Origin of the sequence: Bryobacter aggregatus MPL3, from assembly GCF_000702445.1 — a bacterium.
GTDB lineage: Bacteria > Acidobacteriota > Terriglobia > Bryobacterales > Bryobacteraceae > Bryobacter > Bryobacter aggregatus.
The window spans coordinates 1,123,938-1,147,725 of the sequence record NZ_JNIF01000003.1 but is presented as its reverse complement, the minus strand read 5'-3'; the positions used below and the strand labels follow the sequence as shown (position 1 = coordinate 1,147,725).

At 58.7% G+C, this 23,788-nt stretch carries 21 protein-coding genes and 1 riboswitch; of the genes, 8 read left to right on the top strand and 13 right to left on the bottom strand.

The genetic code is table 11. The annotated features are described in order from the left end of the window. Positions 1-905: 905 nt before the first annotated feature. From M017_RS0105645 to M017_RS0105635, 3 genes are read right to left on the bottom strand one after another with little or no spacing between them, the layout of a single operon-like run. Entirely contained in the window at positions 906-1,322 is a 417-nt protein-coding gene (locus tag M017_RS0105645; protein ID WP_031496464.1) for a hypothetical protein, read from the bottom strand. Next, positions 1,315-1,827 carry an SRPBCC family protein gene (locus M017_RS0105640; RefSeq protein ID WP_031496463.1) on the bottom strand — a complete coding sequence of 171 codons (513 nt, stop codon included), beginning with the start codon at positions 1,825-1,827 and terminating at the stop codon, positions 1,315-1,317. Before M017_RS0105640 ends, M017_RS0105645 begins: the two co-directional genes overlap by 8 nt. Then, a complete protein-coding gene (locus M017_RS0105635; RefSeq protein WP_031496461.1) occupies positions 1,824-2,198 on the bottom strand; it encodes an ArsR/SmtB family transcription factor in 375 nt (124 codons plus the stop codon). The genes M017_RS0105640 and M017_RS0105635 overlap by 4 nt, the downstream gene beginning before the upstream one ends. A gap of 220 nt (positions 2,199-2,418) precedes the next feature. Between M017_RS0105635 and M017_RS0105630 the strand changes: the two genes are divergently transcribed. The 5 genes from M017_RS0105630 to prpE are packed head-to-tail and all read left to right on the top strand — an operon-like array spanning position 2,419 to position 7,414. Further along, complete coding sequence (locus M017_RS0105630) at positions 2,419-2,814, top strand: YciI family protein (RefSeq protein WP_031496459.1); 396 nt, start codon at positions 2,419-2,421, stop codon at positions 2,812-2,814. After that, positions 2,814-4,031: an RNA polymerase sigma factor gene (locus M017_RS0105625; RefSeq protein ID WP_031496458.1), complete on the top strand. Its 1,218-nt coding sequence runs from the start codon at positions 2,814-2,816 to the stop codon at positions 4,029-4,031. Before M017_RS0105630 ends, M017_RS0105625 begins: the two co-directional genes overlap by 1 nt. 39 nt (positions 4,032-4,070) lie before the next feature. Further along, a complete protein-coding gene (locus M017_RS0105620; RefSeq protein ID WP_031496457.1) occupies positions 4,071-4,535 on the top strand; it encodes a (2Fe-2S)-binding protein in 465 nt (154 codons plus the stop codon). After that, positions 4,528-6,594, top strand: coding sequence for a xanthine dehydrogenase family protein molybdopterin-binding subunit (locus M017_RS0105615; protein ID WP_031496456.1), 2,067 nt, complete (start codon positions 4,528-4,530; stop codon positions 6,592-6,594). The genes M017_RS0105620 and M017_RS0105615 overlap by 8 nt, the downstream gene beginning before the upstream one ends. 25 nt (positions 6,595-6,619) lie before the next feature. Beyond that, positions 6,620-7,414 carry a bis(5'-nucleosyl)-tetraphosphatase PrpE gene (prpE, locus tag M017_RS0105610; RefSeq protein WP_051669541.1) on the top strand — a complete coding sequence of 265 codons (795 nt, stop codon included), beginning with the start codon at positions 6,620-6,622 and terminating at the stop codon, positions 7,412-7,414. Here the strand turns inward: prpE and M017_RS0105605 are convergent. The 7 genes from M017_RS0105605 to M017_RS0105575 all read right to left on the bottom strand — a co-directional run bounded on the left by M017_RS0105605 (position 7,397) and on the right by M017_RS0105575 (position 16,561). Next, positions 7,397-8,401: a radical SAM protein gene (locus tag M017_RS0105605; protein WP_031496452.1), complete on the bottom strand. Its 1,005-nt coding sequence runs from the start codon at positions 8,399-8,401 to the stop codon at positions 7,397-7,399. The genes prpE and M017_RS0105605 overlap by 18 nt on opposite strands. A gap of 104 nt (positions 8,402-8,505) precedes the next feature. Continuing rightward, positions 8,506-9,504, bottom strand: coding sequence for a ribonucleotide-diphosphate reductase subunit beta (locus M017_RS0105600; RefSeq protein WP_031496451.1), 999 nt, complete (start codon positions 9,502-9,504; stop codon positions 8,506-8,508). Between the two features lies 1 nt (position 9,505). Continuing rightward, complete coding sequence (locus tag M017_RS0105595; RefSeq protein WP_031496449.1) at positions 9,506-11,812, bottom strand: ribonucleoside-diphosphate reductase subunit alpha; 2,307 nt, start codon at positions 11,810-11,812, stop codon at positions 9,506-9,508. A gap of 182 nt (positions 11,813-11,994) precedes the next feature. Beyond that, a riboswitch (cobalamin riboswitch) is annotated at positions 11,995-12,198 on the bottom strand. Between the two features lie 58 nt (positions 12,199-12,256). After that, positions 12,257-12,790: a peptidoglycan recognition protein family protein gene (locus M017_RS0105590; RefSeq protein WP_031496448.1), complete on the bottom strand. Its 534-nt coding sequence runs from the start codon at positions 12,788-12,790 to the stop codon at positions 12,257-12,259. A 3-nt stretch (positions 12,791-12,793) separates the two neighbouring features. Next, positions 12,794-13,402, bottom strand: a complete 609-nt coding sequence (locus tag M017_RS0105585; RefSeq protein WP_031496447.1) for a hypothetical protein — start codon at positions 13,400-13,402, stop codon at positions 12,794-12,796. 111 nt (positions 13,403-13,513) lie between these two features. Then, on the bottom strand, positions 13,514-16,210 hold the full coding sequence (locus M017_RS0105580; protein WP_051669540.1) for an ABC transporter permease: 2,697 nt from the start codon (positions 16,208-16,210) through the stop codon (positions 13,514-13,516). Between the two features lie 6 nt (positions 16,211-16,216). Next, positions 16,217-16,561, bottom strand: coding sequence for a PadR family transcriptional regulator (locus M017_RS0105575; RefSeq protein WP_031496443.1), 345 nt, complete (start codon positions 16,559-16,561; stop codon positions 16,217-16,219). 206 nt (positions 16,562-16,767) lie between these two features. On the opposite strand from M017_RS0105575, the gene M017_RS0105570 reads away from it, so the two are divergent. From M017_RS0105570 to M017_RS28545, 3 genes are all read left to right on the top strand, one after another. Then, positions 16,768-17,121: a PadR family transcriptional regulator gene (locus M017_RS0105570; protein WP_031496442.1), complete on the top strand. Its 354-nt coding sequence runs from the start codon at positions 16,768-16,770 to the stop codon at positions 17,119-17,121. Positions 17,122-17,125: 4 nt separating this feature from the next. Beyond that, the gene (locus M017_RS0105565; protein ID WP_051669539.1) at positions 17,126-19,747 is read left to right on the top strand and encodes an ABC transporter permease; all 2,622 of its coding nucleotides are present in this window, start codon (positions 17,126-17,128) and stop codon (positions 19,745-19,747) included. Positions 19,748-19,978: 231 nt separating this feature from the next. Further along, positions 19,979-20,239, top strand: a complete 261-nt coding sequence (locus M017_RS28545) for a 4Fe-4S dicluster domain-containing protein (protein WP_080507523.1) — start codon at positions 19,979-19,981, stop codon at positions 20,237-20,239. Here M017_RS28545 and queD read toward each other — a convergent pair. The 3 genes from queD to M017_RS0105545 are packed head-to-tail and all read right to left on the bottom strand — an operon-like array spanning position 20,224 to position 23,781. After that, complete coding sequence (queD, locus tag M017_RS0105555) at positions 20,224-20,607, bottom strand: 6-carboxytetrahydropterin synthase QueD (RefSeq protein ID WP_031496437.1); 384 nt, start codon at positions 20,605-20,607, stop codon at positions 20,224-20,226. The two genes, M017_RS28545 and queD, sit on opposite strands and share 16 nt — an antisense overlap. Then, positions 20,595-22,520 (bottom strand): DNA repair helicase YoaA, encoded by a 1,926-nt coding sequence (locus M017_RS0105550; RefSeq protein WP_035957686.1) that lies wholly within the window; start codon positions 22,518-22,520, stop codon positions 20,595-20,597. Before M017_RS0105550 ends, queD begins: the two co-directional genes overlap by 13 nt. 55 nt (positions 22,521-22,575) lie before the next feature. After that, complete coding sequence (locus tag M017_RS0105545) at positions 22,576-23,781, bottom strand: MFS transporter (RefSeq protein ID WP_031496434.1); 1,206 nt, start codon at positions 23,779-23,781, stop codon at positions 22,576-22,578. Positions 23,782-23,788 lie beyond the last annotated feature (7 nt).

The following is a 23,788-nucleotide window of genomic DNA, read 5'->3' as shown; positions in this document are numbered from 1 at the left end:
TTAGGCCGAACGGTGGAATAGTACTCCACTCAAGTTGTACTTACGGGCTAGCCGCTGGGGGGAGAAGAATCCCGCGCCGCGAGGTGACCATGTGAGGTCAATTGACGGAATAAGGTCAGCTTTCCAGGATGTGTTCTGATGATTCCCTGCTTGTAACGCCAGCCCCCTTTCGGCTGTCTCCAGAGCAAAGAAAGCTTGGGTTAGAAAACGGCTCTCAGTTGCAGAAATGTAGCTGAATCAGGTCCTGGTTTGGGTTGTGATGGAACGCCTCGGTGCAACAGTGCGATCCTAGATGGAGGACTCGCTCCGGTGCAGTTGTCTCGTGAGCCAGCAGTATCGGTTTGAACACCTTCGTTGCCGCTACGAATGCTCTGTTCGGTTTGATATTGGTTCGCTCACTTGGTGCGTCCCCATTCCCTACACCTACGTTTCTGCAGCGCATTGGCAATGGCTGAAATGCTGCTAAGCGTCGATTCGAAGGACTTCACGCGGCCGGTCCAGAATGCTCTATGGCACCCCGAAAAACGATGGATCGAGGCACTTTGAACAAATCAATCATGGGGCAATTTCTGCCCGGCGCGCTACGCTTGCGTCTGGTGAGCCTGGCTGATATTTTCTTTGGCTGCTCCCATCGCAGAATCTCTCTCCCAATGACTCTCCAAGAGGAAGAAGGCGGGTACCACAAGCAGCTGGGGCGGCCGGAATCTTATGTCGCGTGTCTTGATTGCGGACGCCGGTTCATATACGACTGGAACACGATGCGCGTGACGCGCCGCGAACTTCCCATTGTGAAAGTGGTGGTCTTGCTGTGCTTGCTCGACACAAACCTTGTGCGGAATGCCGGGCGGCTATCGGATCCAACCGTGGTGTCTCCACGCTTTCATGCTTGAGCCGTGAGAGCCTCTTTAGACTTGAGTTGTTTTGCCCGCCAGCCTTCCCCCCACCCACGCCCACGGTAAAGCCGTCACGGCGAGTCCGATGGAATACCACTTGGGGCCATACTCTGGCCCTTCATTCCAGGTGCCGATGACGCCCGCGGTTGCCAGCACCGTTCCGATCACTCCCAGAACGAGCGCATAGAACATCGGTCTTGCCGGGGCCAGCTTGGCCGCGACATAGCTTCCCAGAATGCCGAAGATCGCCCGATAGACAGAGGCCAATAGCCAGAGCGGTGTTTCCATCGGCTGCCCCATCGGAGGGAAGATTCCCGTCCCGTGCATCAAGGCGTCGGTCCCCACGGAGAGCAGCACCACAACCAGAAATCCTGCGCCGAGTGCGGCTGCGGCGCGGCCGGTCTGCTGCGGCTGTGTTGTTTCAATCATTGTCCTTTGATCCTTTTGATCCGTAGAGTGCTGTTAAGAGAGCAGCAAGATTGTTGTAGCATTCGGCGACGCCCTGGTCCATCGGGGTCTTCAGGATTGCGTCGCGTGTTTGCTGGGAATCGTACTCCATGGTCAGAGTCAGGAGCGTCTTTTCTCCCACTTCGCTGAGCTCAAGTGTTCCCACGGCCTCGCCCTCATACCAGCTCTCGTCGAACTTCTCGGTCTGCACCATCCGCTCTGGAATGATGAGTTCGCGAATCACGCCGCCCATCCCCATCTCGATTCCTTTGGGGCTACGCCAGACATAGCGATAGGCGCCACCGACGCGGAGGTCCATATCGCAAACCACCATCGTCCATCCTGGAGGCCCTGAGAACCAGCGCAACATCAACTCAGGCTGGGTCATCGCATCGAATACCAGATGGCGCGGGGCATGGAACAGCCGGGTCATCACAATGTTGCGCTCTCCGCTCGTCGATACGGTCAAGTTTGCCGGATTCGTCATTGTTTCTTTCCTTTCAAACCTCGCGGGTGCCGGGCGCCCGCTTTCTTCATCTCCACCAACAGGGCATCCAGGCGTGAGAAGTTGAGTTCCCAGAATTCCCGGTAGCTTTCGAGCCATGCATTGGCCTGCGCGAGGGGTGCAGGCTCAAGGCGGCTTGGCCGTCTTTGTGCATCCCGGCCGCGAGAGATCAATCCGGCTTTCTCCAATACCTTCAAGTGCTTTGAGATTGCCGGCTGTGTCAGCGCAAAAGGCTCTGCCAGTTCGCTGACGGACGCTTCCCCTTGGGCGAGCCTTGCCAGGATTGCTCGCCGTGTCCGGTCGGCTAGGGCCGCAAAAGTTGCATCCAGACTTGCATCACTACTTGATTGCATAACCAAGTGGAAATATACGGTCTCTTGTTCTTTCTGTCAATCGAAAAGTTTTGAAATGCCATAAGATCATTGGAGTCAAAACTCACTTCTGGATCACTCCGGACGCTGCGGAGATGCCTGGACAGGATTTTTCCCTTTCCATGTCGAGAACGCCCGGGCCGCTCCGACTCCTCTATGAAATCGCGTCAAGCCGATGCGAGAATCGAAAGGATCAAATGATATGAAATACATTCTGATGATGTCGCAGAAGTGCTCCGAGGGCCCTAGCATCCTCGATTGGCCTCAGGCCGACATCCAGGCTCATATTGGCTTTATGATCAAGCTCAACAAAGAGCTTGTTGCCTCAGGGGAGTTGGTTTCTGCCGAGGGCCTGGCTTTCCCGAATGAAGCAAAACTTGTTCGGGCTGGCGCGGATGGCGAACCGATCACCGATGGTGTTTTCCCGGAGTCAAAGGAGTTTCTCGCCGGTTATTGGATTGTCGATGTGGAGAGTCCCCAGCGCGCTTACGCGATTGCGGCAAAGGCTTCTGCTGCTCCTGGTGTGGGTGGGGCGCCGCTGAATATGGGGATTGAAGTCCGGCAGATCATGAGTGGGCCACCTCCAGAGTCTCTGTGATTCCCCGGCGACTGGACCCGCAAACAGAGCACCTGCTTCGCGAATTGGCGCCTCAGGTTCTGGGCTCTGTGATGCGCCGCTTTCGCGATTTTGCTGCAGCGGAAGATGCGGTGCAGGAGGCACTTGTTGCCGCTGCGTTCCAATGGCCCCGCGATGGACTCCCGGAACATCCACGAGGGTGGCTGATCCAGGTCGCTTGTCGGCGTATGGTGGATCACCAACGCAGTGAGATTGCTCGCCGCCACCGCGAAGGCATTGTGGCCGGGCAGCAAAAGGAGCAGGAGTCAGAGCAGGACGATACGCTCATCCTGCTCTTTATGTGTTGTCATTCCGCTTTGACGCCGGCTTCGGCAATTGCTCTGACCTTGCGCGCTGTTGGTGGGCTGAGTACTGCAGAGCTGGCAAGTGCCTTTCTTGTGCCAGAGTCGACGATGGCGCAACGCATCAGCAGGGCGAAGCGCAGCATCAAAGACTCGGGAGTGCCGTTTCGTCCTCCTACCAGCGAAGAGCGGGCGCAACGTCTTCGCTCTGTCCTGCATGTGCTCTATTTGATCTTCAATGAGGGCTACACGAGCAGTAGCGGCAGCAGTCTGCAACGGTGCGAATTATCGCGGGAAGCAATTCGGCTTACCCGGGCTGTCCATGCTCTGTTGCCGGAAGATGCGGAAGTGACGGGTCTGCTGGCATTGATGCTGCTGACCGATGCCCGTCGCCTTGCCCGCACCGGTGTCGATGGGGAACTCATCCCGCTGACGCAGCAGGACCGCAGCAAGTGGGATCAAGATCAAATCAAAGAAGGCATTGCACTGCTAACCGCTGCACTCTCCAAAGCTTCGGTTGGACCCTATCAACTCCAGGCCGCCATCGCTGCTTTACACGATGAAGCGGCAACGGCAAAAGAAACAGACTGGCCGCAAATCCTGGCGCTGTACGAACTGTTGCAGCGCGTGTCTGACAACCCGATGGTGATCCTGAATCACGCGATTGCAGCCGCAATGGTACATGGCCCGGCCACCGGCCTCAGACTGTTGGACCAGCTTGAGCGCGACGGGCGTCTGGCGGGTCATCATCGTCTTGATGCCGTGCGTGCCCATTTTCTCGAGTTGGCTGGGGATCGCGAAGCGGCCATCACATACTATCTTCTTGCCGCCAGCCGCACCACCAATCTTCCCGAGCGCAACTATCTGACCACTCAGGCGGCACGCTTGCGCGACTAGCGCCCTTCCGTTCTCCGCCCATGCCTGTAAACTTGTCGCATGGACCTCACAATTAATGGTGTCCGTCGCACCGTGCGCAGCGATCCTGGTCGTCCCTTGCTTCACGTCCTTCGTGATGAGCTCGACCTCACCGGAACCAAGTATGGCTGTGGCGAAGGCCAATGCGGCGCCTGTACTGTGCTTCTTGATGGAGCCGCTGTGCGGTCTTGCCTCACCCCCATCCGCGCCGCTCAGGGCAAAGCAATCACCACGATTGAAGCGCTCGAGCGCAACGGCGAACTCCACCCCGTGCAGCAGGCCTTTCTCCAAGCAGACGCGCTGCAATGCGGCTTTTGCACCGCTGGAATGATCATGGCTTCGGTGGGACTGCTCCAGAAGAATAGCGACCCGAGTGCGGGTCAGATCCAGTCCGCCCTCCAAGGCAATCTCTGCCGTTGTGGCACTTATCCCCGCATTGTCGAAGCCGTTCAACTTGCAGCGAAAGCAGGCACCCGCAATGTCTAATTTCGAAATCGAAGCCGAACGCTACGAACTCCACGCAAGCCCCACTTACAACTTCTCTCCCCATCGCCGTGGCTTCCTGAAATCGATTGGCGGCGGCCTGGTCGTGTTGCTCTCGCTGAACGCGCAGGAATCGGGACGGCGCGGTAGCGGCAACGCAACCCCGCAGAATCTGGGCGCCTGGCTGCACATTGCCCAATCTGGAGCGATCACCGTCTATACGGGCAAGGCGGAAGTGGGGCAGAACATTCGCACTTCGCTCGCGCAGGCAGTGGCCGAAGAGCTCCACGTCGATCCCAGCACGATCACACTGGTGATGGGCGACACGCAACTGACGCCTTACGACATGGGCACCTTCGGCAGCCGCACGACGCCGATCATGGCGCCGCAACTGCACAAGGTGGCGGCCGAGGCTCGTGAGATGCTGCTCGATCTTGCGGCCGCGCAGTGGAAGCTCGATCGCAAACTGCTGAGCATCCGTGATGGCCGCGTCCAGAACCCGGCTGGCGCCTCGCTTACTTTTGGTGCACTGACCAAAGGCCAGCAACTGACGCGCACCATTACGGCAGACATCGCCGTCACGCCTGCTACCGAGTGGAAGGTGGCGGGGCACGATCTGCGCAAGCTGAATGCCCGCTCGATCGTCACAGGCAAAGAGAAGTACACATCAGACCTGAAGCTGCCGGGAATGGTCTACGGCCGTGTTGTGCGTCCTCCGGCTTTTCGAGCCCAACTGCTCACGGCTGACCTCGATGCGGCAAAGCAAATGCCCGGCGTCGCCGCGGTGCGCGATGGCGATTTCCTCGGCGTCACCTGCAGCGATGCAGCACAACTCGAAGCAGCCAGCGCTGCTGTCAAAGCGACGTGGAAGACCACACCACAACCGAAGTCGAGCGAGCTTTTCTCCTGGCTCAAAACGCACCCCGCTGCGGCAATCGAATGGAAGCCAAGCGAAGCCGACATCCACACCGAGGCAACTTACACGCTGCCTTACATCGCGCATGTACCGCTTGAGACACGCGCGGCTGTCGCGCAATGGGAGGGCGATGCGCTGACGGTTTGGACAGGCACGCAGGTTCCCTTCGGTGTGCGTGCGGAGTTGGCCGATGCCTTCAAGATTCCCGAAGAAAAAGTCCGCGTGATCGTGCCGCCGACAGGTTCTGGCTACGGTGGTAAACACAGCGGCGAGTGTGCGGTGGAGGCGGCCCGTCTCGCGAAGGCGGCAGGCAAACCCGTGAAGCTGCAATGGACCCGGGAGGAGGAATTCACCTGGGCTTACTTCCGGCCCGCAGGCGTGATTGACGTCCGCGCTGGAGCACGCAAGGACGGCACGATTCTCGATTGGCAGTTCCATAACTTTAATTCCGGCGGCGCTGCCTTGCGCAGTCCTTACAACATCCCCAATCAGATTGCGGTGTTCCACCAGGCAGATTCGCCTCTGCGGCAAGGCTCATACCGGGGCCTGGCTGCTGCGGCCAACCACTTTGCCCGCGAATCGCACATGGATGAGCTGGCCCGCGCCATCGGGATGGAGCCCGCCGCCTTCCGTTTCAAAAATGCTACGGACCCGCGTCTCCGCGCGGTCATCGAAGCGGCAACAGAACGCTTCCATTGGGGGCAGGCAAAGAGCCGTCCAGGACAGGGCTTCGGGATGATGGCTGGTTTGGACAAGGGCGGCTATGTCTCGGCCTGTGTCGAGATCACGGTGACGAACAATCAGGTGCGTGTGGATCGCATCGTCCAATCCTTCGAGTGCGGCGCGATTGTGAATCCGTTGCAGTTGAAGAGTCAGATTGTCGGTGGGGCGATCATGGGCCTTGGCGGCGCGCTGTTGGAGCAGATCGATTTCGACAACGGCCGCATTTTGAACCCGAAGTTGTCGCAGTACCGTGTTCCGCGCTTCGGCGATGTGCCGTTGATTGACGTGGTGCTGGTGGATCGCAAAGACCTGCCGTCGGCAGGCGCGGGAGAAACGCCGATTGTTGCGATCGCCCCGGCGATTGCCAATGCGATCTTCGACGCAACCGGCAAGCGCCTGCGGGCGATGCCGCTGAAGCTCTAAACCCCTCTGCAACAATGAAGTACAAGTGACAGGCCCCTTTGACATCATTGGCGATGTGCATGGCTGCGCGGAAGAGCTCCGCGCCCTGCTCGTCCAACTCGGCTGGCAATCGCAGCCCCTCCCAACCAACAACGCTCTCTGGGGCAACGAATCCTGGCAGCATCCCGAAGGCCGGATCGCGATCTTTGTCGGCGATCTGGTCGATCGTGGCCCGCGCATCCTCACCTCGCTGTGCATCGTGCGCAATATGATCGCCTCGGGCGTTGCCCATTGCGTGCTGGGCAATCATGACGAGAAGCTCTCCCGCTGGTTGCGTGGCCGCAAGGTGCAGATCAATCACGGCCTCGAACGCTCCGTTGCCGAACTCCAGCGGTTGCACCGCAGTGAACGCGGGCTCATCGCCACTTTCCTTGAGGAACTGCCGCTCCAATTGATTCTCGATGGTGGCGCGCTCGTTGTTGCTCATGCCGGCCTGTCCGAAGAATTGCATGGCCGCAATTCGCCGGCAGTCCGTGCCTTCTGCCTCTATGGACAAACCACGGGCAAGACCGACAAGTTTGGCTTGCCCATCCGTGGCGACTGGGCGACAAAATATAGTGGCAAGGCGCTGGTCGTCTTCGGGCACACGCCGGTGGTCGAACCGCTCTGGAAAAACAACACGGTCAACATCGACACCGGTGTGGTGTTTGGGGGCAAGCTCAGCGCGCTGCGCTACCCCGAGCGCGAGATCGTTTCCGTACCCGCGCGCAAGCAGTATACAGTTCCGGCCCGGCCGCTGGCTGCCGTAGAGCCGGAAGACGCCTCATTGCAGGATCTTTAGCTCCACCGGTTTCATTGGCACCGGCTTCTTCGGCCACACTTTTCCCACCGCGATGGAGGCCTTGAAGAGCAGTCCAACCGGCAGAACGCCGCCCAGCTTATAGTTCCCGATCGCGGCCAGCCCCATCGAAGCGATGCAGCCGCACTGCGAGCAGTCCGGTTTGCCACCAAACTGGCAGGGCGTCACCTCGGTTTTGAAGTCGGCTGAGAGCGTCTGGGTCGTCAAGGCAAAGATGCAGTCTTCCGGACGATGGGGCGGCGCCTCAAACTGGTGGATTAGGGGCGAGCTCATGTCGAGCTTCGGAAAGGCAACCCGCAACTCCAGCAGCTCCGCCACAACCCGGCGACGTTCCTCGGGCGTCAGGATCTCCGGTGCGACGTCCCCCACCTGCGGCGTGAAGATGCTGAACCAAACTTTATGGATCTCGGCCCGTGGGGTCCAGAACTCCAGAAACTCGCGCAAGTAGCCGGGCCGCTTCAGCATCTGCCCTGTAATCGTGCTGTGGATGGTCACCTTCTGCCCGGCGATGTTCTTCAGGATCCGCTCATAGGTGGCCGGGCTGCGCCGCACGTCGTGCTCGGGCTGCAAGCCGTCGATCGACACCACCAGGCTCATCTTCGGCAGTGTTGCCCACTCATCTGGAAAAGTCCGAAACGCGCTCGTCACCACCTGGACATGCACCCCACGCTGGACAATCAGGGGAATCATGATCTCCAACTCGCGATAGCGCACCAGCGGATCGCCCCCCACTAAGGAGAGATGCATCGGCTTGAGCCGATCCACCACCTCCAGTACCCCATCCACCAGTGCTTGCCCCTTACGGTCACTTAAGCTGCGCAAGGTGGCGCCGCCCCCCAAGTGAGAATCCTCATAGGCATAGCAACCGGGGCAACGCAGAGGGCATTCCTTGGTGATCTCGATCGATAACGATGGATGCTCCCCTTTCAGAATCTTCCCCCAGGCCCCCAATATTTCAGAAGTCTTCACTCCACATCCTTTCGACTCCGCAGCGGATCCCTCATTGCTTAGATGCTTTTGCACCCCTTCGGAAACAGGAACTATGCAGGGATTGGTACGATTTCCCGTTTTCCTTAGAACTCTTCAGAGAAGGCGACGTCTCCCGTGACCGCCACCTGGTAGGCCGAGACACGGCGTTCAAAGAAATTGGTGAGCTCTTGCACGTCTTGCAATTCCATGAAATCGAAGGGATTCTTCGATCCATATAGGGGAGGCAACTGGAGGGCTTCCAGTCTGCGATCGGCTACATATTGCAGATACTCGCGCATACTGGCCACCGACAGTCCCGTCACGCCAATGCTGAGCGTGTCTTCGGCAAAGGCGACTTCGCACTCCACCGCCTCGCGGATCATCTCCGCCACGCGTTCTCCGAAACTCGCGTCAAACAGTTCTGGCCGCTCGTGGCGTGCGGTGGCGATCACTTCCATCGCGAACTGAATGTGCGCGCTCTCGTCGCGAAACACCCAACTGGTGCCGGCGGCTAAGCCTTGTAGTAGGCCGCGCGAGCGTAAGTAATAGACATAAGCGAAGGCGGCAAAGAAAAATAAACCTTCAATGCAGGCCGCGAAACAGACAAGATTCAATAAAAAGGCCCGCATCTGCTCGTCCGTGCGGAGTTCCGTCAGTTCGTTGATCGACTCGATCCACTTAAAACAAAACTGAGCCTTCTTTTGAATCGACGGAATGGTGTCAATCGCCGCAAATGCTTCCGCTCGCTCTTGTGGATCGGAAACATAAGTGTCCAGCAGCGTGAGATAAAACTGCACGTGCAAGGCTTCCTCATACAATTGCCGCGACAAGTACATGCGGGCTTCGGGTGAATTGATGTGCTGGTAGAGGTTGAGCACCAGATTGTTGCCGACAATGCTGTCGCCGGTGGCAAAGAAAGCCACCAGCCGCTTGATCAGATGCTGTTCTGCAGGCGTCATGCGGGAGCGCAGGTCGGTGACGTCGGTGGAGAAATCCACTTCTTCGACGGTCCAGGTGTTCTTGATTCCCACCTTGAACATGTCGAAGAAGACGGGATATTTCATCGGGCGCAAGGTGAGGTTGAAACCGGGGTCGAGAATCATGTTACTGGCAGGCCTCACAGCTTTCGGGGCTTTCTAAGGAACAGGCGACGGCACGCGCCGCACTCGGAGCGCTGACGGTGGTCTTGGCGATCTTGGACGCCGGACGGGAGCGCAGATAGTAAGTCGTCTTGAGTCCTTTCTTCCAGGCATACATATACATGGAAGAAAGTTTTCCGATGGTCGGGCTTTCGAGGAAAAGGTTCAGCGATTGGCTCTGGTCGATGAAGGCTCCACGCTCGGCAGCCAGATCAATCAGGGAGCGCATCGGCACTTCCCAAACAGTGCGATACACCTCGCGCAATCCCGCCGGTACTTCTTCGATTCTTTGCACAGAACCTTCGCCAAGCTTCAGCCGGTTTCGCAGATCCTCCGTCCACAGACCGAGGGCCTTCAATTCCTGAGCGAGGTAACGGTTGACCTGGATGAAGTCGCCCGAAAGCGTCTCCCGCTTGAACAGATTGGAGATTTGCGGCTCGATACATTCATAGCAGCCGGCAATCGAAGCGATGGTTGCGGTGGGGGCGATGGCGATCAGCAGCGAGTTGCGCAATCCAAAGTGCTGGATGCGTTGGCGCAGGGCGTCCCAACGGGTGGGATCGTTTGGTGCGATGCCCCAGGCATCGAACTGGAGATCGCCGACTGCGGCACGCGTCTCGGCAAACGAAGGGTGCGGACCAAACATCTCGGCCAGGCTGCAAGACGCACTGAGGGCATGAAAGTAGATCTCCTCCTGGATCTGTGTCGAAAGCCGGCGTGCCTCCTCTGAGGCAAAGGCGAGCTTCAACTGGAAGAAGACATCCTGCAAGCCCATGATCCCCAGGCCCACCGGACGCCAGCGCCGGTTCGACACGGCTGCTGTATCAGTGGGATAGAAGTTAATGTCGATCACACGATCGAGGAAGGGAACGGCGCTCGCGACGGTCGCGGCCAGCTTCTCAAAGTCGAAGGCCCCATTCGTCACATGCCGCGCCAGATTCACCGAACCGAGGTTGCACACCGCCGTCTCTGATTGTGAGGTGACTTCGGTGATCTCGGTACACAGATTGCTCAGATGGATGACATTCTGCGGCTGTAGCGTCTGGTTCGATTTCTGATTGCAGGCGTCCTTGAAGGTCATCCAGCCGTTGCCGGTCTCAGCGAGGGTACGCATCATCCGCGAGTACAGGTCACGCGCTTGCATCTGGCGTTCGTACTTGCCTGCGGCTTCGGCCTCGAGATAGGCCTTGCGGAAGGCTTCGCCATAAAGATCGGGAAACTCCGGCACCCGCGCCGGGTCAAATAAAGACCAGGGGCCATCTGTCTCCACCCGTTCCATAAACAGGTCGGGAACCCAGTGAGCAAGATTCAGGTTGTAAGTGCGGCGCGCCTCGTCGCCGGTATTTTCACGCAACTCAAGAAATTCTTCAATGTCGGCATGCCAAGGCTCCAGATAAACGCAGCAGGCGCCCTTGCGCTTGCCGCCCTGATTGACGGCCAGCACTGAAGAATCGAGGGTCTTCAACCACGGCACGATGCCATTGGATTGGCCGTTCGTACCGCGAATCAGAGACCCGCGCGAGCGAATGCGGTGATAGGCCAGTCCTACTCCGCCCGCAAACTTCGACAGCCGTGCGATGTCTTTGTAGCGGTCGTAGATCGAATCAAGATTGTCTTCCGGCGAATCGAGCAAAAAACAGGAAGACATCTGCGAATGTGTCGTTCCGGAATTGAACAAGGTGGGCGAACTGGGCAGATACTCCAGAGCTCCCAGCAAGCGATAAAAGCCCACGGCTTCGGGCACATTTTCAGACAAACCACAGGCGACGCGCAAGAAGAAGTACTGCGGTGTCTCGATCACTTCGCGCGTGACCGGGTCCTTCAATAGATAGCGGTCGTAGACCGTGCGGATGCCGAAGAACTCAAAACGATCGGAATACAGATCGTCGATCGCCGCATTCAGCTTGCGTGCGTTGGCCCGCACAAAGGTGGCGGTTGTTTCTGCAATCAGGCCTGCACGAAAGCCGGCCTCAATTGATTGCGAAAACGAGAAGACGTTCTGATTTTGCACTTCCTTCTCGATGCAGCGCACGAGCAGGCGGGCGGCCAGACGAGAGTATTCCGGCTCCTCGGCAATCAGCGATGCCGCAGTCTGGATTGAGAGCGAATCAAGGTCCTTCGTCGTTGAGCCATCAAAGAGGCCACCGATGGTGTTGGTGGCAACTCGCATCGGGTCCACGTCCTTGAGCCCAACTGAAGATCGCTCGACGGCGCGAATGATCTTGTCGACGCTCACCGCTTCAAAGCTGCCATTGCGCTTGCGTACACGCATGCTCGTCGGAGGAACGGTGGCATGAATGCCGGGAATCAGCTCAGCTGTCTTGAAATTGCCTGTGGAGACCACGCTGTACCTTTCGCGCCGAAAGGAAAACAGCAGAAGCCAGCGCCCGCAGGCCAATCGCCCACGATGCGCCAACACCAGCCCTTCCCTCGAGGCTTGTGACAATACAGCACCTGGGGTGCTGGCTATCGGCAGGTCTTCGGACTCACAGGCATGTGCTTTCGCTTTTCCTAACACCCACGCTTCCCAATCGGCTTGTGCCAACCAGTGCTTTTACTGGGCTTCGTTCCTGTATACCGCTGCGGGTCAGTTCTGGATTTGCACCAGGATTCCCTTTTGATTTCCAACTTTGGAAAACCGACAGCAAGCCCAATATAAGGGGCCACTTTGGACGAAGTCAACTGCTAATTGTGGTGGATCCTTGAGCAACGATCCTTACCCCGCTTCGGTCATCCGCTGGAGGATGCCTGCAATCATGTCGCTTTTGGAAACACGGCTGCCGGGGCAGGCATGTGTCGTCTTCTTGTCTTCTTTGTGGAGCTTCAAGGATCTGGGATCAAGGCCCGCAAGCGAATGCAGTGCCGAGAGAGCAATGATTGCATTCTGACGGACAGCGCGACTGAAAGGCTCAGATTCGTAGTCTCCCACCATCTCGACTCCCCAACTCACAGAATTCCAAGAAGGTGAGTGGATGCCGGATGTCGTCAATGGCGTAAACTCCCAGATCAGGAAGTCGGCGACAAAGAGGTGTGGCCCGGCAGACCATTTTTGCTGGTTCTGGTAGTAGTTCTGGAGATTGAACATGCGGCGGATTCCGGAGACCTTGTGCCAATCCGCCAGTTTCGGTACTCCCGTGTTGTGCAGCACGACAAACTGTGGCTTCCAGCCGGTCAAATGGATGCCCTTCACGTAGGCCTCAAACTGAAGCGGGGTAAAGCACCGCGCCGAGATTCCCTTCCAACTTGCCATGGTTCACTCCTTTTTTGCTGGCACACTCTGGACTTGGCCGTAGAGCTTGCGGAGATCATAGGACCGGGTTCTCGTGGGCTTCACCTCCACGCCGTTCGCCAGTTTCTCCCAATCCTCTTCCTGGTAAAACCCGAGGACGATCGATGAGCCATCGACCCGAAGCAATTTTGCTTTGGAAACCCGCAGCAACTGGCCGCGCTTGGTGTCCACAACCGCAATATGGGAGGCTCCCAAGCCCCCGTCTTCCATCAGCAAAAGAAGCGCCCGGTTGCGGCCCACCATGACTTCTTTGAGATCGGAAATCGCATAGCGCTGCGCCGTGAGCTTTCGAGACTTGCCCCCGGGCCCATAGAGCCACAGAGACTGCCCTTCATTCTCATAGCCACCCGCGCCGTCTGTTCCTGTATAGGCGATTTGCGTCCCATCGCTGAGGATCCATCCCCGATAGGCTCGATTCGCGATCTTGACCGGCTTGCCATGGTCCGTGGCCCACAGTGGCCCGGTAAAGGCCCCTTCCGCATGCTCGACGTGCAGGTCGGCGTAGGCGGGGCTGCCCTGAGAAAAAAGCAGGAGCGGAATGGCGGCCATCATGGCAAGAACTTTGAGAAGCATCCGGTGTCGTTTCTCTCTCTAGACTCCTGGCTCGCTACACCCGTAACGCGCCTACACCCCAAATTGCGTCACAGTTGCCAATCTTGGGCCATGCTCCCGGCAGAAACTTGTTTACTCTGAGCGCAGCGACTGGATTGGATCCAGCCGTACCGCCCGGATCGCAGGCGGCACCGCGGCCAGGATGGCGGCGGACAGCAGCACGATAGCCGTCAGCCCGATCATGCCCCAATCGGCAGCTTTTGCTCCGTAGAGCAACTCCTGGAGATAGCGTTGCGCCGTAATGCCCAGTCCTGCGCCCACCGCCAGACCGGCAATCACCATCGCAAACGAACCGGCGGTCACGCCACGTACGATGCTGCTCCCCGGTGCGCCCATTGCCAGGCGAATTCCAATCTCGCGCCGCCGCTGGAGCACCGAGTAGTCGAGCACGCCATACAATCCGACCGACGCCAACACGAGTGCGACTACGGAGAAGAACAGCGCCAGCATGGCGAGCAAGCGTTCGCGCACCGTATGCATTTCGACAAGCTCCTGCTGGGTCCGCAAGTTACTCACCCGGAAGCCCGAGCCCGCGGCGGCCACCTGTTGCCGCAATGCTGGGCCCAGCAACAGAGGGTTTGCGCTACTGGTGCGGACAAAGATGCTTCCCCCGCTGATGGCTTGTTCCACACCCTTCTCATCCACATTCCGCAGTGGTGTATAGGCAACCGGGAGCATCGGCTGTCGCATCCTACTGTAGCGGGCATCCCCTACCAGTCCCACGATCTGATAAGGAATCGGCGCTCCGTTTTTCCTTGGGATGGCAAAGCTCTTGCCTATGGGACTCGCTCCGCTAAAGTAAGTCTTCGCGAAGGTCTCGTTGACCAGCGCGGTTCCTGGGTGCACATCATCGGGCCGCAGATCCCGTCCCTCGAGCAGCGGAATCTTCATCGTCTCCATCCACCCGGGGCTCACTCCCAAAAAGTAAGTCAAGCGATCAGTTGGCGGCGCTCCCTGAATCGAAATGAAGTTGTTCGACATGGTTCCGCTCAGTAGCGGCCATTGCGCCAGGGCCGACTTCTCAATTCCTGGCAAGGCGCCCAACTGGGAGCTGAGTTGTGCCCACTTGATCGGGGATTGCGGTGTTTGGGTGACGGCCTCCAGTACAAGCAAACGTTCTGAGGAGAATCCCGTTTGCTCATGGGCGAGCCGGTCGTAGCTTGCCACAAACATCGCGCCGAGAAACAGCACCACTGCGCAGAATGCGACTTGTGCTGCAATCAGTCCCTGCATCAGCCGGCGCGACTGGCGTGGATCGGCGCTGCCTTTCAATGCGTTGGCCGGGCTCACTCCGGAGGCTCGCAGCGCTGGAGTCAAGCCGAAGAGCAGCGTCACGCCGCAAGCCACCGCCAGCCCAAAGCCCAAGACCCGCCAGTCCATTGTCAGGTGCAGGCGCGCCGGGTTGTCTGGTGGGTTGATCAGGCTGACCACCAGCGGGGCAGACCACAGAGCAAACAAGGCTCCGAGTCCTGCGGCGAGAAAAGCGATCCAGGCGCTCTCGATCAACACCAACTGCACCAGCCGCCCGCGCCCGGCGCCGAGGGACACCCGCAGCGCCATCTCCTTGGCACGTGCGGCGGCCCGCGCGGTCATGAGGTTGCCCGCATTGCCGCAGGCAATCAGCAGCACCAATGCCACCAGTCCTGCCAGGGCGATGAGTCCCAACTGATTGTTGCGCTGTATGCCAGACATCCCCGATGCGGCGGGTTGTAGCACTAGCTTGTCCTTCGGATAATCGCGAAGCAAATGCGCAGGGAAGTTGACGAAGCTCTTGGCGCGCTCTTTCTCCATCTGGTGGTAACGCGCATAGAGCTTGTGCTGGAATCCGTCGATCGATACGCCTTCATGCGGTCTCACAAAAATCCGCAGCCAGAAGGCATTCCGGTTGCTGAGGACCCCTGCGTTTTGCATCATCATCGGGAGAAACACGTCGACCATCGTTCCTGGTTCTGTGCCGGTGAAGTTTCCCTCAATCACTCCTACGATCTCGAAAATCTGGTTCCCCATCCGGAAGCTACGGCCGACGGCGCGCGGGTCTTTGCCAAATCTGCGAGCCCAGAAATCTTCTGAGATCACGGCATAGGGATGGGTGCCGGGCTGTTGATCGTCGGTGTCGTTCAGCAATCGCCCTTGTGCTGGGCGTAACCCAAAGCTGGAGAACAGCGAGCCCGAAACAAATTGGCGATAGGCTTTCTCCATCTCCAGGTCTGAGCCGAATGTCATGTCCGAGCGGTCGGCGAATGAAACTGCCAGCGTATCGGCCTGCCCGTGCAAGGCTTCGCGAAAGGCTAGAAAAAGCGTGTAAGAGAAGCTCTCGTTCGACTGCGGCTTGCCGTCCTTGTCGGTGCCATTGCATAGCGCGGCAAAGAGCCGCTCGGGAGCTGTGATCGGAAGCGGACGCAGCAGCAGGGCATCGATCAGCCGAAACGCCGCCAGACACGCCCCAATTGCCAGTGCGAGCGAAAGAATCGTTGCCGCCGAAGTCACTTTGGTCTTCATCAGTTGGCGCCAGCCATAGCGGAGGTCCTGCGCAAAGCGTTCCCACCAGGTCCAGGTCCAATGCATACGAGTCTCCTCCTGAATCTGCCCTTGGTTGCCTAAGGATCGGGCCGCTGCGTCGCGGGCGCTGCTGGGGTCGACGCCTGCCTCCATTTGTTCCTCTGCCTCGGTCTCCAGATGAAAGCGCAGCTCTTCGGCCAGTTCTTGCTCGCGTCTGCTCCTGGCCCGCCAGTTCCGAATCTGAAACCAAAATCTGCGCAATCGGTTCATACGTTCCTACTCTGCGGGCCGCAGCACCCGTCCGATAGCTTGCGATAACTGGTCCCAACGCGCCTGTTCGGTGGTCAACTGCTTGCGTCCTGTCTCGGTCAGGCTGTAATACTTTGCTCGTTTCCCTTTGTCGGAAAGCGCCCACTCCGCTGCCACCCACCCCTGCGCCTCGAGGCGATGCAAGGCGGGATAGAGGGAACCCGTCTCCACCTGCAGCACCTCATCAGAACTCTGCTGGATGTGCTTTGCCACGGCATGTCCATGGGCGGGTCCAAACAGCAGCGTTCGCAGAATCAGCAGGTCGAGGGTGCCTTGTAGCAGCTCGAGCCGGGAGCGAGGGGAAGGTGGCATAAATTGTATAGACAGTCTACGGAATCAATACGTAGGATGTCTACACAAGGTTGGGGAAGAAAAATGATCTTTCTGGGCTAAGTGGAGCGAGATGCGGACAAGGCAATCTTGGGAAGCAGCAGGCAATCTCCGTCTCATCCCAGAAAACTAATTATTTCTTGCTGTTTTGCTCCACTAGATTTTCTTCTGGTGCTACATTCGCAACAATGGCAAGAAAATCTCGAGCAGACAAGCCCGGCGACATGCTGGCTGGCACGCTCGACATGCTCATTTTGAAGACTCTCCATGCCGCTCCCGCTCATGGCCATACCATCGCGAACGTCATCGAGAAATCTTCAGACGAAATCTTGCAAGTGGAGCATGGTTCTCTCTACCCGGCGCTCCATAAGCTCGAAAATCAGGGGCTGATCGCCTCTTTCTGGGGGACTTCCGAGAACAACCGAAAAGCGAAGTATTACCGCATCACGACCGAGGGAAGGGGCCACCTCCTGCAGGAACGCAGCCGCTGGGAAGCCTTGGTCAGTGCGGTGGTGCGCGTTTTGGGGCCGCTTCCGGATTAGCCCGATGTCCTGGCGTCGCATCTTTCAAAAACGGCGGCGGGACACGGACCTGCAGCAGGAGCTGGCCTCCTATCTCGAGCTCGAAACCGCAGACAACATCGCGCGCGGCATGTCGCCTTCTGAGGCGCGCCTCGCGGCCCGGCGCAAGCTGGGCAATATCACGGGAATCAGAGAGGCAGAGCACCACTTGAACACCATTCGCTTTTTCGAAACAGTATGGGCCGACCTGCGTTTTGCCGCGCGAGGTCTCGCTCGCAACCCCGGCTTCACCTTTTTTGCGGTGCTCACCATCGCGCTGGGGCTTGGCGCCAATGCCGCCATCTTCAGTCTGGTGGACGGCGTGCTGGTGAAAGCCACCGGCTATCCCGAGCCCGACCGGATCGTGCAGCTTTGGGAGCGTGGGCCCAGTTGGCCCCGCAACGTGCTCTCACCCGCCAACTACATCGATTGGACGCAGCAGAGCAAATCCTTCTCCGCGATGGCGGCGGAAAATCGCGTCTCGATGACTTACTCGGGCGGTGGCGAACCGCGCTCGCTCAGCGTCGGCACTGTCTCGGCGCCGTACTTTGAGGTCTTCGGCGTCAAGGCTGCCGCGGGCCGCACCTTTGCGCCGGACGAGGATCAGGCTGGCAAGGGCAAGGTGGCCGTTCTCACGCACCGCCTCTGGCAAGGGCTTTTCGGGGCCGACCCGCAGATGCTGGGCCGCTCGGTCCAACTCAACGGCGAAAGCTACACCGTCATTGGCATCCTTCCCGGATCGAGTGAATTCGACCGCCGCCGTGCCGATCTTTGGATTCCTCTCGTCTTTGATGCGAAACCGGCTCGCGACTATCATTCCTACACCGCCGTGGCTCGCCTCAAGCCCGGCGTGAGTTTGGCCCAGGCGCAGTCGGAGATGAGTGCGATTGCCGCAAATATCGCGTTACTGTACCCGGCGATCAAGAAAGACTGGGGTGCCACCGTCGATCGCTACATCGATCGTCTGGTGGGCAACCAACTCCGGCTTTCATTGACGATTCTGATGTGGGCGGTGGTTGCCGTTCTGCTCATTGGCTGCGCGAATCTGGCGAATCTGCTGATGGCCCGCACTACGCTCCGCTCGCGTGAAATTGCTTTAAGAACTGCGCTGGGCGCCCGGCGCGGACGCATTGTTCGTCTGCTGCTCACCGAAAGTCTGTTGTTGTCCGCCTGTGGAGCGCTGGCCGGGGTCATGCTCGGCTATGGTCTGCTGCACTGGATCAAAAGCCTGCTGCCGCCTTTCTATTTTCCTGCCGAAGCGGACATCGCGATGGATGGCCGCGTGCTTCTGTTCCTGGCGGTGGTCACGATTCTGACGGGCATCGCTTTTGGTCTCGCGCCTGCGCTCGCCGCCTCCCGCCGCGACACGGTGGAGCATCTCAAGGAAGGGGGGCGCTCGAATTCTTCAGGCCGCTCGAAGGTCTATGCACGCCAGATCTTCGTTGCCGCTCAGGTGGCCGCGGCGCTGATTCTGCTGGTGGGTAGCGGCTTGCTCCTGCGCAGTTTCGAGCGTGTGCTGCACATCGATACCGGCTTCCAGTCAGAAGGGCTTGTCTCCGGCTGGCTGCCGCTGGCGATGGAGCAGGATCCCGATCCGGTTAAGCTCACACCCTATATCCATCGCATTCTCGATGAGGTGCGCGCTGTCCCGGGTGTCACGCATACCGCGGTCGGCACCGGAGTGCCGCTCCAGGGCTGGGGGGACGGAATGCCCTTCCGCAAGCCCGAGGCCCCCAATGACACGCTTGGTTCCGGTTTTAAGATCGTCACCCATGACTACTTCGCAGCTCTAGGCCTTCATCTGGTCGCGGGCCGCTTTCTGGACGCTCGCGACACGGCCCATTCGCCGGCGGTAATCGTTGTCAACGAGTCTTTTGCCAAGCGCTACTATCCGGGCGCCAATCCGCTGGGGAAGACGATTCTGGTGGCAAAGATTTTGCCTTCGCGCCTGGGGCTGGGGCCGGAGCTGTCGTGGGAGATTGTCGGGGTTGTCGCCGACGAGAAGGGCAATGGACTCGAAAGCACGACAGACGAAGGCGTCTATGCCAGCTTTGAACAAAATCCTGTTGTGCGTGTGGGGCTGGTGGCAAAAGGAGGAGGGCGCGCGTCTTCCCTGATTCCGGCTGTCCGCGAAGCGGTCTGGCGCGTGAACAAGAATCAGGTGATCGACCGGCTGCGCACGGTGGAGGAGATCAAGACCGAGTCGATGGCGTCCCGCCGCATGACTACCTCGCTGCTGGCAGGCTTTGCTTTTCTGGCGATGCTCCTCGCTTGCGCCGGCATTTATGGAGTGTTGTCCTTTGTCACCGCTAGCCGCAGTCAGGAACTTGGCATCCGGGCGGCGATGGGAGCCACCCGTACTGACCTCATCCGCATGGTTTTGAGCGGTGGGGCCAAACCCGTCCTGGCGGGTATCGCCATCGGTCTGATCGGCTCGATTGCCCTCAGCCGCTTCATCCAGTCGATGCTGTTTGCCACAGACCCGATTGACGCACAGGTTCTGATCTCGGTGAGCCTGCTCTTCCTGACGGTGGCGCTTGGCGCCTGCTTCCTCCCCGCCTGGCGGGCCTCTTCAGTCGACCCGATGAGCGCCCTGCGTCAAGATTAAAGGCTACTTCTGGTTCTAACGCTGTGGGTTCTCGTGCGGCGCTCTGTGGCGCCGCCTGGACAGTTGCTGGGTGACACTCGATGGACCCGGGGCACGGACTTGCATCCAGAGGAATTGACCGGCCCCGCTTCTGACAGCAACTTCAATCGTTTCAAGCGGATGGGTTGAAACGCAAAGCTGCTGTCAGACCTCTAAACAGTTCGCTTTTCCTCATGCTAATCTGGTAAAGACATGGCTTACGTAATTGCAGAACCTTGCATTGGGACGAAAGACACGGCATGCGTTGACGCCTGCCCCGTAGATTGCATCCACCCCAAAAAGGACGCCGAAAAGTTCGAAGGTGAAAAGATGCTCTACATCGATCCCGTAGAATGCATCGATTGTGGTGCTTGCGTTCCGGTTTGCCCCGTTTCGGCGATTTTTGCTCTCGATGATCTGCCAGAGAAGTGGTCGGAATTCGCCCAGGAAAACGCAACCTACTTCGGTCGGTAAGCCGCCGAGCATTTCTCGGTCTCAAACACCCGGACATACGAAACTCGTGCTGAGGCAGTCGCCATCGACTGCCTCAGTGCATTTTCGACCTCGTCGGAAAAGAACTTTGCCAGATTCTCCGCAGTCGGATTGATCTGGTCGAAGGGCGCCACCTCGTTCAACAGGGCGTGATCGAACTTGTCGATCCAGGGCGCCAGCGCCTTCTTGATCAATTCAAATTCCGTCAACATTCCCAGTTCGTTCAGCGTCTCGCCCTCGAGGGTGATCTGCACCTTGTAGTTATGCCCGTGAACGCTTGCGCATTTGCCGGGGTAATCCTTCAGGAAATGTGCAGCTGAAAACTGCTGCTCCACAATCACTTCGTACACTGGAAAAATCTCTCTATCTCCGAAATATCGGTTGTAAAGCCATAGTCGGGCAGGGAATCGAAGAAGACCTGGCCGTATTTGGTCGCGGTGATTCGGGTGTCGAGTAAGGCCAGTACGCCGCGGTCACTTTTGGCGCGAATCAGCCGTCCAAAGCCCTGCTTCAGGGCGATTGCGGCCTGCGGAATCTGATACTCGTAGAACGGCTGTCCGCCCGCCTGCTTGATCTGGTTCGAGCGCGCCTCGACAACCGGGTCTGTCGGCACCGCAAAGGGCAGCTTGTCGATGATGACGCACGACAACTGATCGCCCTGCACATCCACTCCCTGCCAGAAGGAACTGGTTGCGAATAGGACTGCGTTGGGCGTCTTGCGAAACTCGTCGAGCAGCACATGCCGCGGTTTGCTGCCCTGCAGCAGAATCGGATAGGGGATCTCCATCGCCACCCGTTCGTGCGTCGCTTTCATTTGCGAATAGCTGGTGAAGAGGCAAAAGGCCCGGCCTTCGCTCAGGTTCAGCAACTTCACAATCTCTTTGGCGGCGAGGGTCCCATAGCTCGCACTCCGCGGGTCCGGAAGATGCTGGGGAATGTAGAGCAGCGCCTGCTTCTGGAAGTCGAAAGGACTATCGACAACCAGGGTTCGTGAATGCGGAATGCCTAAGCGGTTTTTCAGAAACTCAAAATCCCCGCCCACCGCGAGCGTGGCCGAGGTCAGAATCGCCGAAGGAATTTGTTCGAACAGCTTCTCTTCGAGAATTGCCGAGACATCGATCGGGGTCGCCTGCAAATGAATGCCGCGGCCGCGCTTCTCGGTCCAGAAGACAAAACGCGTATCCTCGCCTTCGAGGAAGAACTGGAGAGCTTCCTCGATCGCCTTGGCGCGGCGATGCAGCGGGATCACCTCGTCGACCGCTCCCTCCACCAGTTGTAACTGCGTCGCCAGCACCCCGAGGCCCATGATGGCGCCCGCGTATTCTTCGCGGAACTGCTCGAGAAACGCCTTGTGTTCGCGAAAGCTCGAGCGGCCCTCCACCTGTCCAAACAGCAGGAAGAAGCGCTCCGTACTTTCCACCGCCTTGCGCAGCAGCCCTTCAAACGAAGTGGTGAGAAACTCTTTGCGGCGCGCCAGATCGGTGATGTCACGCACCAGATCCTGCACCTGCAGATTGGATACGGTCATGCCGAAGTACTGTCCGACGACATCTTCGATCTCGTGCGCCTCGTCAAAGATCACCGAATCATACTTCGGGATGATGCCCCCGAAATCTTCCTGCTTCACGGCCAGGTCGGCAAAGAAGAGGTGGTGATTGACGATGATGATGTCGGAGTCCACGGCGCGGCGCATCATCGCGGTGATGAAGCAATCGTCGAAGTGGACGCACTTCTGGCCGGTGCATTTGTCGCTCCGCGCATCGACCTTCGCCCAAACGCTGGAGTGCTCGGGCAGAGTGCGCAACTCGCTGCGGTCGCCCATCTCGGTGTGCGGCATCCAGTCGCGAATCGTGCGAAAGTCTGAGACCTCGTGCATGCCTTCGAGCCAAGCGGATTCAGAAACCGTCGCCTCGGTCACCTTCTGGCGGCACAGGTAATTCGCCCGGCCCTTCATATAGGTGACTTTGAGCGGTCGCTGGAAGATCTTCTCGAGGAGCGGAATGTCTTTGAAGTAGAGCTGCTCCTGCAGATTCTTTGTTCCGGTAGAGACGACCACCCGCTTATTGCTCAAAATCGCCGGAATCAGATAGGCCATCGTCTTGCCGGTGCCGGTACCGGCTTCGACAATCAGGTGACGGTGTTCCTCAAGGGCCTCAGCCACGGCCTGGGCCATTTCCAGTTGCCCTTCGCGGAACTCGAAGTTCGGATGGATCTTGCTGAGGATGCCTCGGGAGTGGAAATAGTCACGTACGGATGGAGGCATCGGGAGAAAAACGGGTTCGCTCTCTCCATTGTCTCTCGGATGGGAAAGCTCAGCGCTAGGTCTTGATCGGCTTGAGGTCGCCCATCAGTCGATTCAGGAAAAACAGACCGATCAGGTGGAAGACGCCCATGATGAAAAACAGGGGCGTGTAGCCGAAATAGGTCACGATGTATCCGGGCAGCAAGGTGGAGAAAATCACCCCGCCCAGCCCTCCGGCGCTGGCTCCAATGCCGGTGGCCGAGGCTACGGCGCTCTTCGGGAAGACATCGGAGATGGTCGTATACAGATTCGCCGACCACGCCTGATGGGCGGCGGTGGCGAGACTCATCAGGGCGATGGCAATGATGGGATTGTCGAAGAGTACTGCGGTGGCGGCGATCGGCATACACGCAGCCGACAGGCCCAAAGCGGTCTTGCGCGCCTTGGCCACGCTCCAGCCGAGCCGCATCAGATAGCCGGAGAGCCAGCCGCCCGCGACACTCCCTAAGCCTGCTGTGGCATAAATCGCCGGGAAGGCCCAGGAGACCTCTTTCATGTCGAAGTGACGCACGCTGTAGAAATAGGGCGGCAGCCAGTACAGATAGAACCACCAGACGGGGTCCGAGAAGAATTTCGCAAGCGAGAAGCCCCAGGTCTCCCGGAATCCGGCCACCTCTCTCCAGGTGAGAGCTGGCGTCACCGGATCGTCGTCCTCCTGCGGGGGAGGCTGCTGGCGCACCATCATCCAGAGCGCCAATACCACCAGCCCACTGATGCCTGTAATCAGGAAGCAAGCTCTCCAGCCATAACGGGTGGTGAGGAAGAGAAAGATGGCTGGGCCCACGACGGCTGCCAGGGTGGCGCCGGAGTTAAAGAGCCCGGTGGCAAAGGCGCGGTCCTTCTTGGGGAACCATTCGGTGACGCTTTTGATCGCGGCGGGAAAGTTTCCGGCTTCGCCCACGCCGAGCAGGACACGCACAGCGCCGAAACTGAAGGCGCTGCTCATCAGGCTGTGCGCTGCTGCGGCGAGACTCCACCAGAGAATCGAAACCGAATAGCCATAGCGCGTGCCGACCTGATCGATGAACTTGCCGGCGGCGAGAAAGCCAATCGTATAGGCCAATTGGAAGGCGGAACTCACGTATCCGTAGGTAAGGTCGTTCAGCTCGAAGTCCTTGCGGATCTCCGGCAAGAGAATCCCAAGGATCATTCGATCGAGGTAGTTGACTGTCGTTCCGAGGAACAACAGCGTGAGAACCCACCAGCGGAGGCGTGACGGCATCTGGCAA

What these genes read in the sequence shown, in the direction of transcription:
- M017_RS0105570 (WP_031496442.1), top strand. Translation starts at nt 16,768, where the DNA reads ATGGCAAGAAAATCTCGAGCAGACAAGCCCGGCGACATGCTGGCTGGC.
- M017_RS0105575 (WP_031496443.1), bottom strand. Translation starts at nt 16,561, where the DNA reads ATGCCACCTTCCCCTCGCTCCCGGCTCGAGCTGCTACAAGGCACCCTC.
- M017_RS0105635 (WP_031496461.1), bottom strand. Translation starts at nt 2,198, where the DNA reads ATGCAATCAAGTAGTGATGCAAGTCTGGATGCAACTTTTGCGGCCCTA.
- M017_RS0105580 (WP_051669540.1), bottom strand. Translation starts at nt 16,210, where the DNA reads ATGAACCGATTGCGCAGATTTTGGTTTCAGATTCGGAACTGGCGGGCC.
- M017_RS0105620 (WP_031496457.1), top strand. Translation starts at nt 4,071, where the DNA reads ATGGACCTCACAATTAATGGTGTCCGTCGCACCGTGCGCAGCGATCCT.
- M017_RS0105630 (WP_031496459.1), top strand. Translation starts at nt 2,419, where the DNA reads ATGAAATACATTCTGATGATGTCGCAGAAGTGCTCCGAGGGCCCTAGC.
- M017_RS0105615 (WP_031496456.1), top strand. Translation starts at nt 4,528, where the DNA reads ATGTCTAATTTCGAAATCGAAGCCGAACGCTACGAACTCCACGCAAGC.
- M017_RS0105565 (WP_051669539.1), top strand. Translation starts at nt 17,126, where the DNA reads ATGTCCTGGCGTCGCATCTTTCAAAAACGGCGGCGGGACACGGACCTG.
- M017_RS0105550 (WP_035957686.1), bottom strand. Translation starts at nt 22,520, where the DNA reads ATGCCTCCATCCGTACGTGACTATTTCCACTCCCGAGGCATCCTCAGC.
- M017_RS0105545 (WP_031496434.1), bottom strand. Translation starts at nt 23,781, where the DNA reads ATGCCGTCACGCCTCCGCTGGTGGGTTCTCACGCTGTTGTTCCTCGGA.
- M017_RS0105590 (WP_031496448.1), bottom strand. Translation starts at nt 12,790, where the DNA reads ATGGCAAGTTGGAAGGGAATCTCGGCGCGGTGCTTTACCCCGCTTCAG.
- M017_RS0105595 (WP_031496449.1), bottom strand. Translation starts at nt 11,812, where the DNA reads ATGCGTGTACGCAAGCGCAATGGCAGCTTTGAAGCGGTGAGCGTCGAC.
- M017_RS28545 (WP_080507523.1), top strand. Translation starts at nt 19,979, where the DNA reads ATGGCTTACGTAATTGCAGAACCTTGCATTGGGACGAAAGACACGGCA.
- M017_RS0105600 (WP_031496451.1), bottom strand. Translation starts at nt 9,504, where the DNA reads ATGATTCTCGACCCCGGTTTCAACCTCACCTTGCGCCCGATGAAATAT.
- M017_RS0105585 (WP_031496447.1), bottom strand. Translation starts at nt 13,402, where the DNA reads ATGCTTCTCAAAGTTCTTGCCATGATGGCCGCCATTCCGCTCCTGCTT.
- M017_RS0105640 (WP_031496463.1), bottom strand. Translation starts at nt 1,827, where the DNA reads ATGACGAATCCGGCAAACTTGACCGTATCGACGAGCGGAGAGCGCAAC.
- M017_RS0105645 (WP_031496464.1), bottom strand. Translation starts at nt 1,322, where the DNA reads ATGATTGAAACAACACAGCCGCAGCAGACCGGCCGCGCCGCAGCCGCA.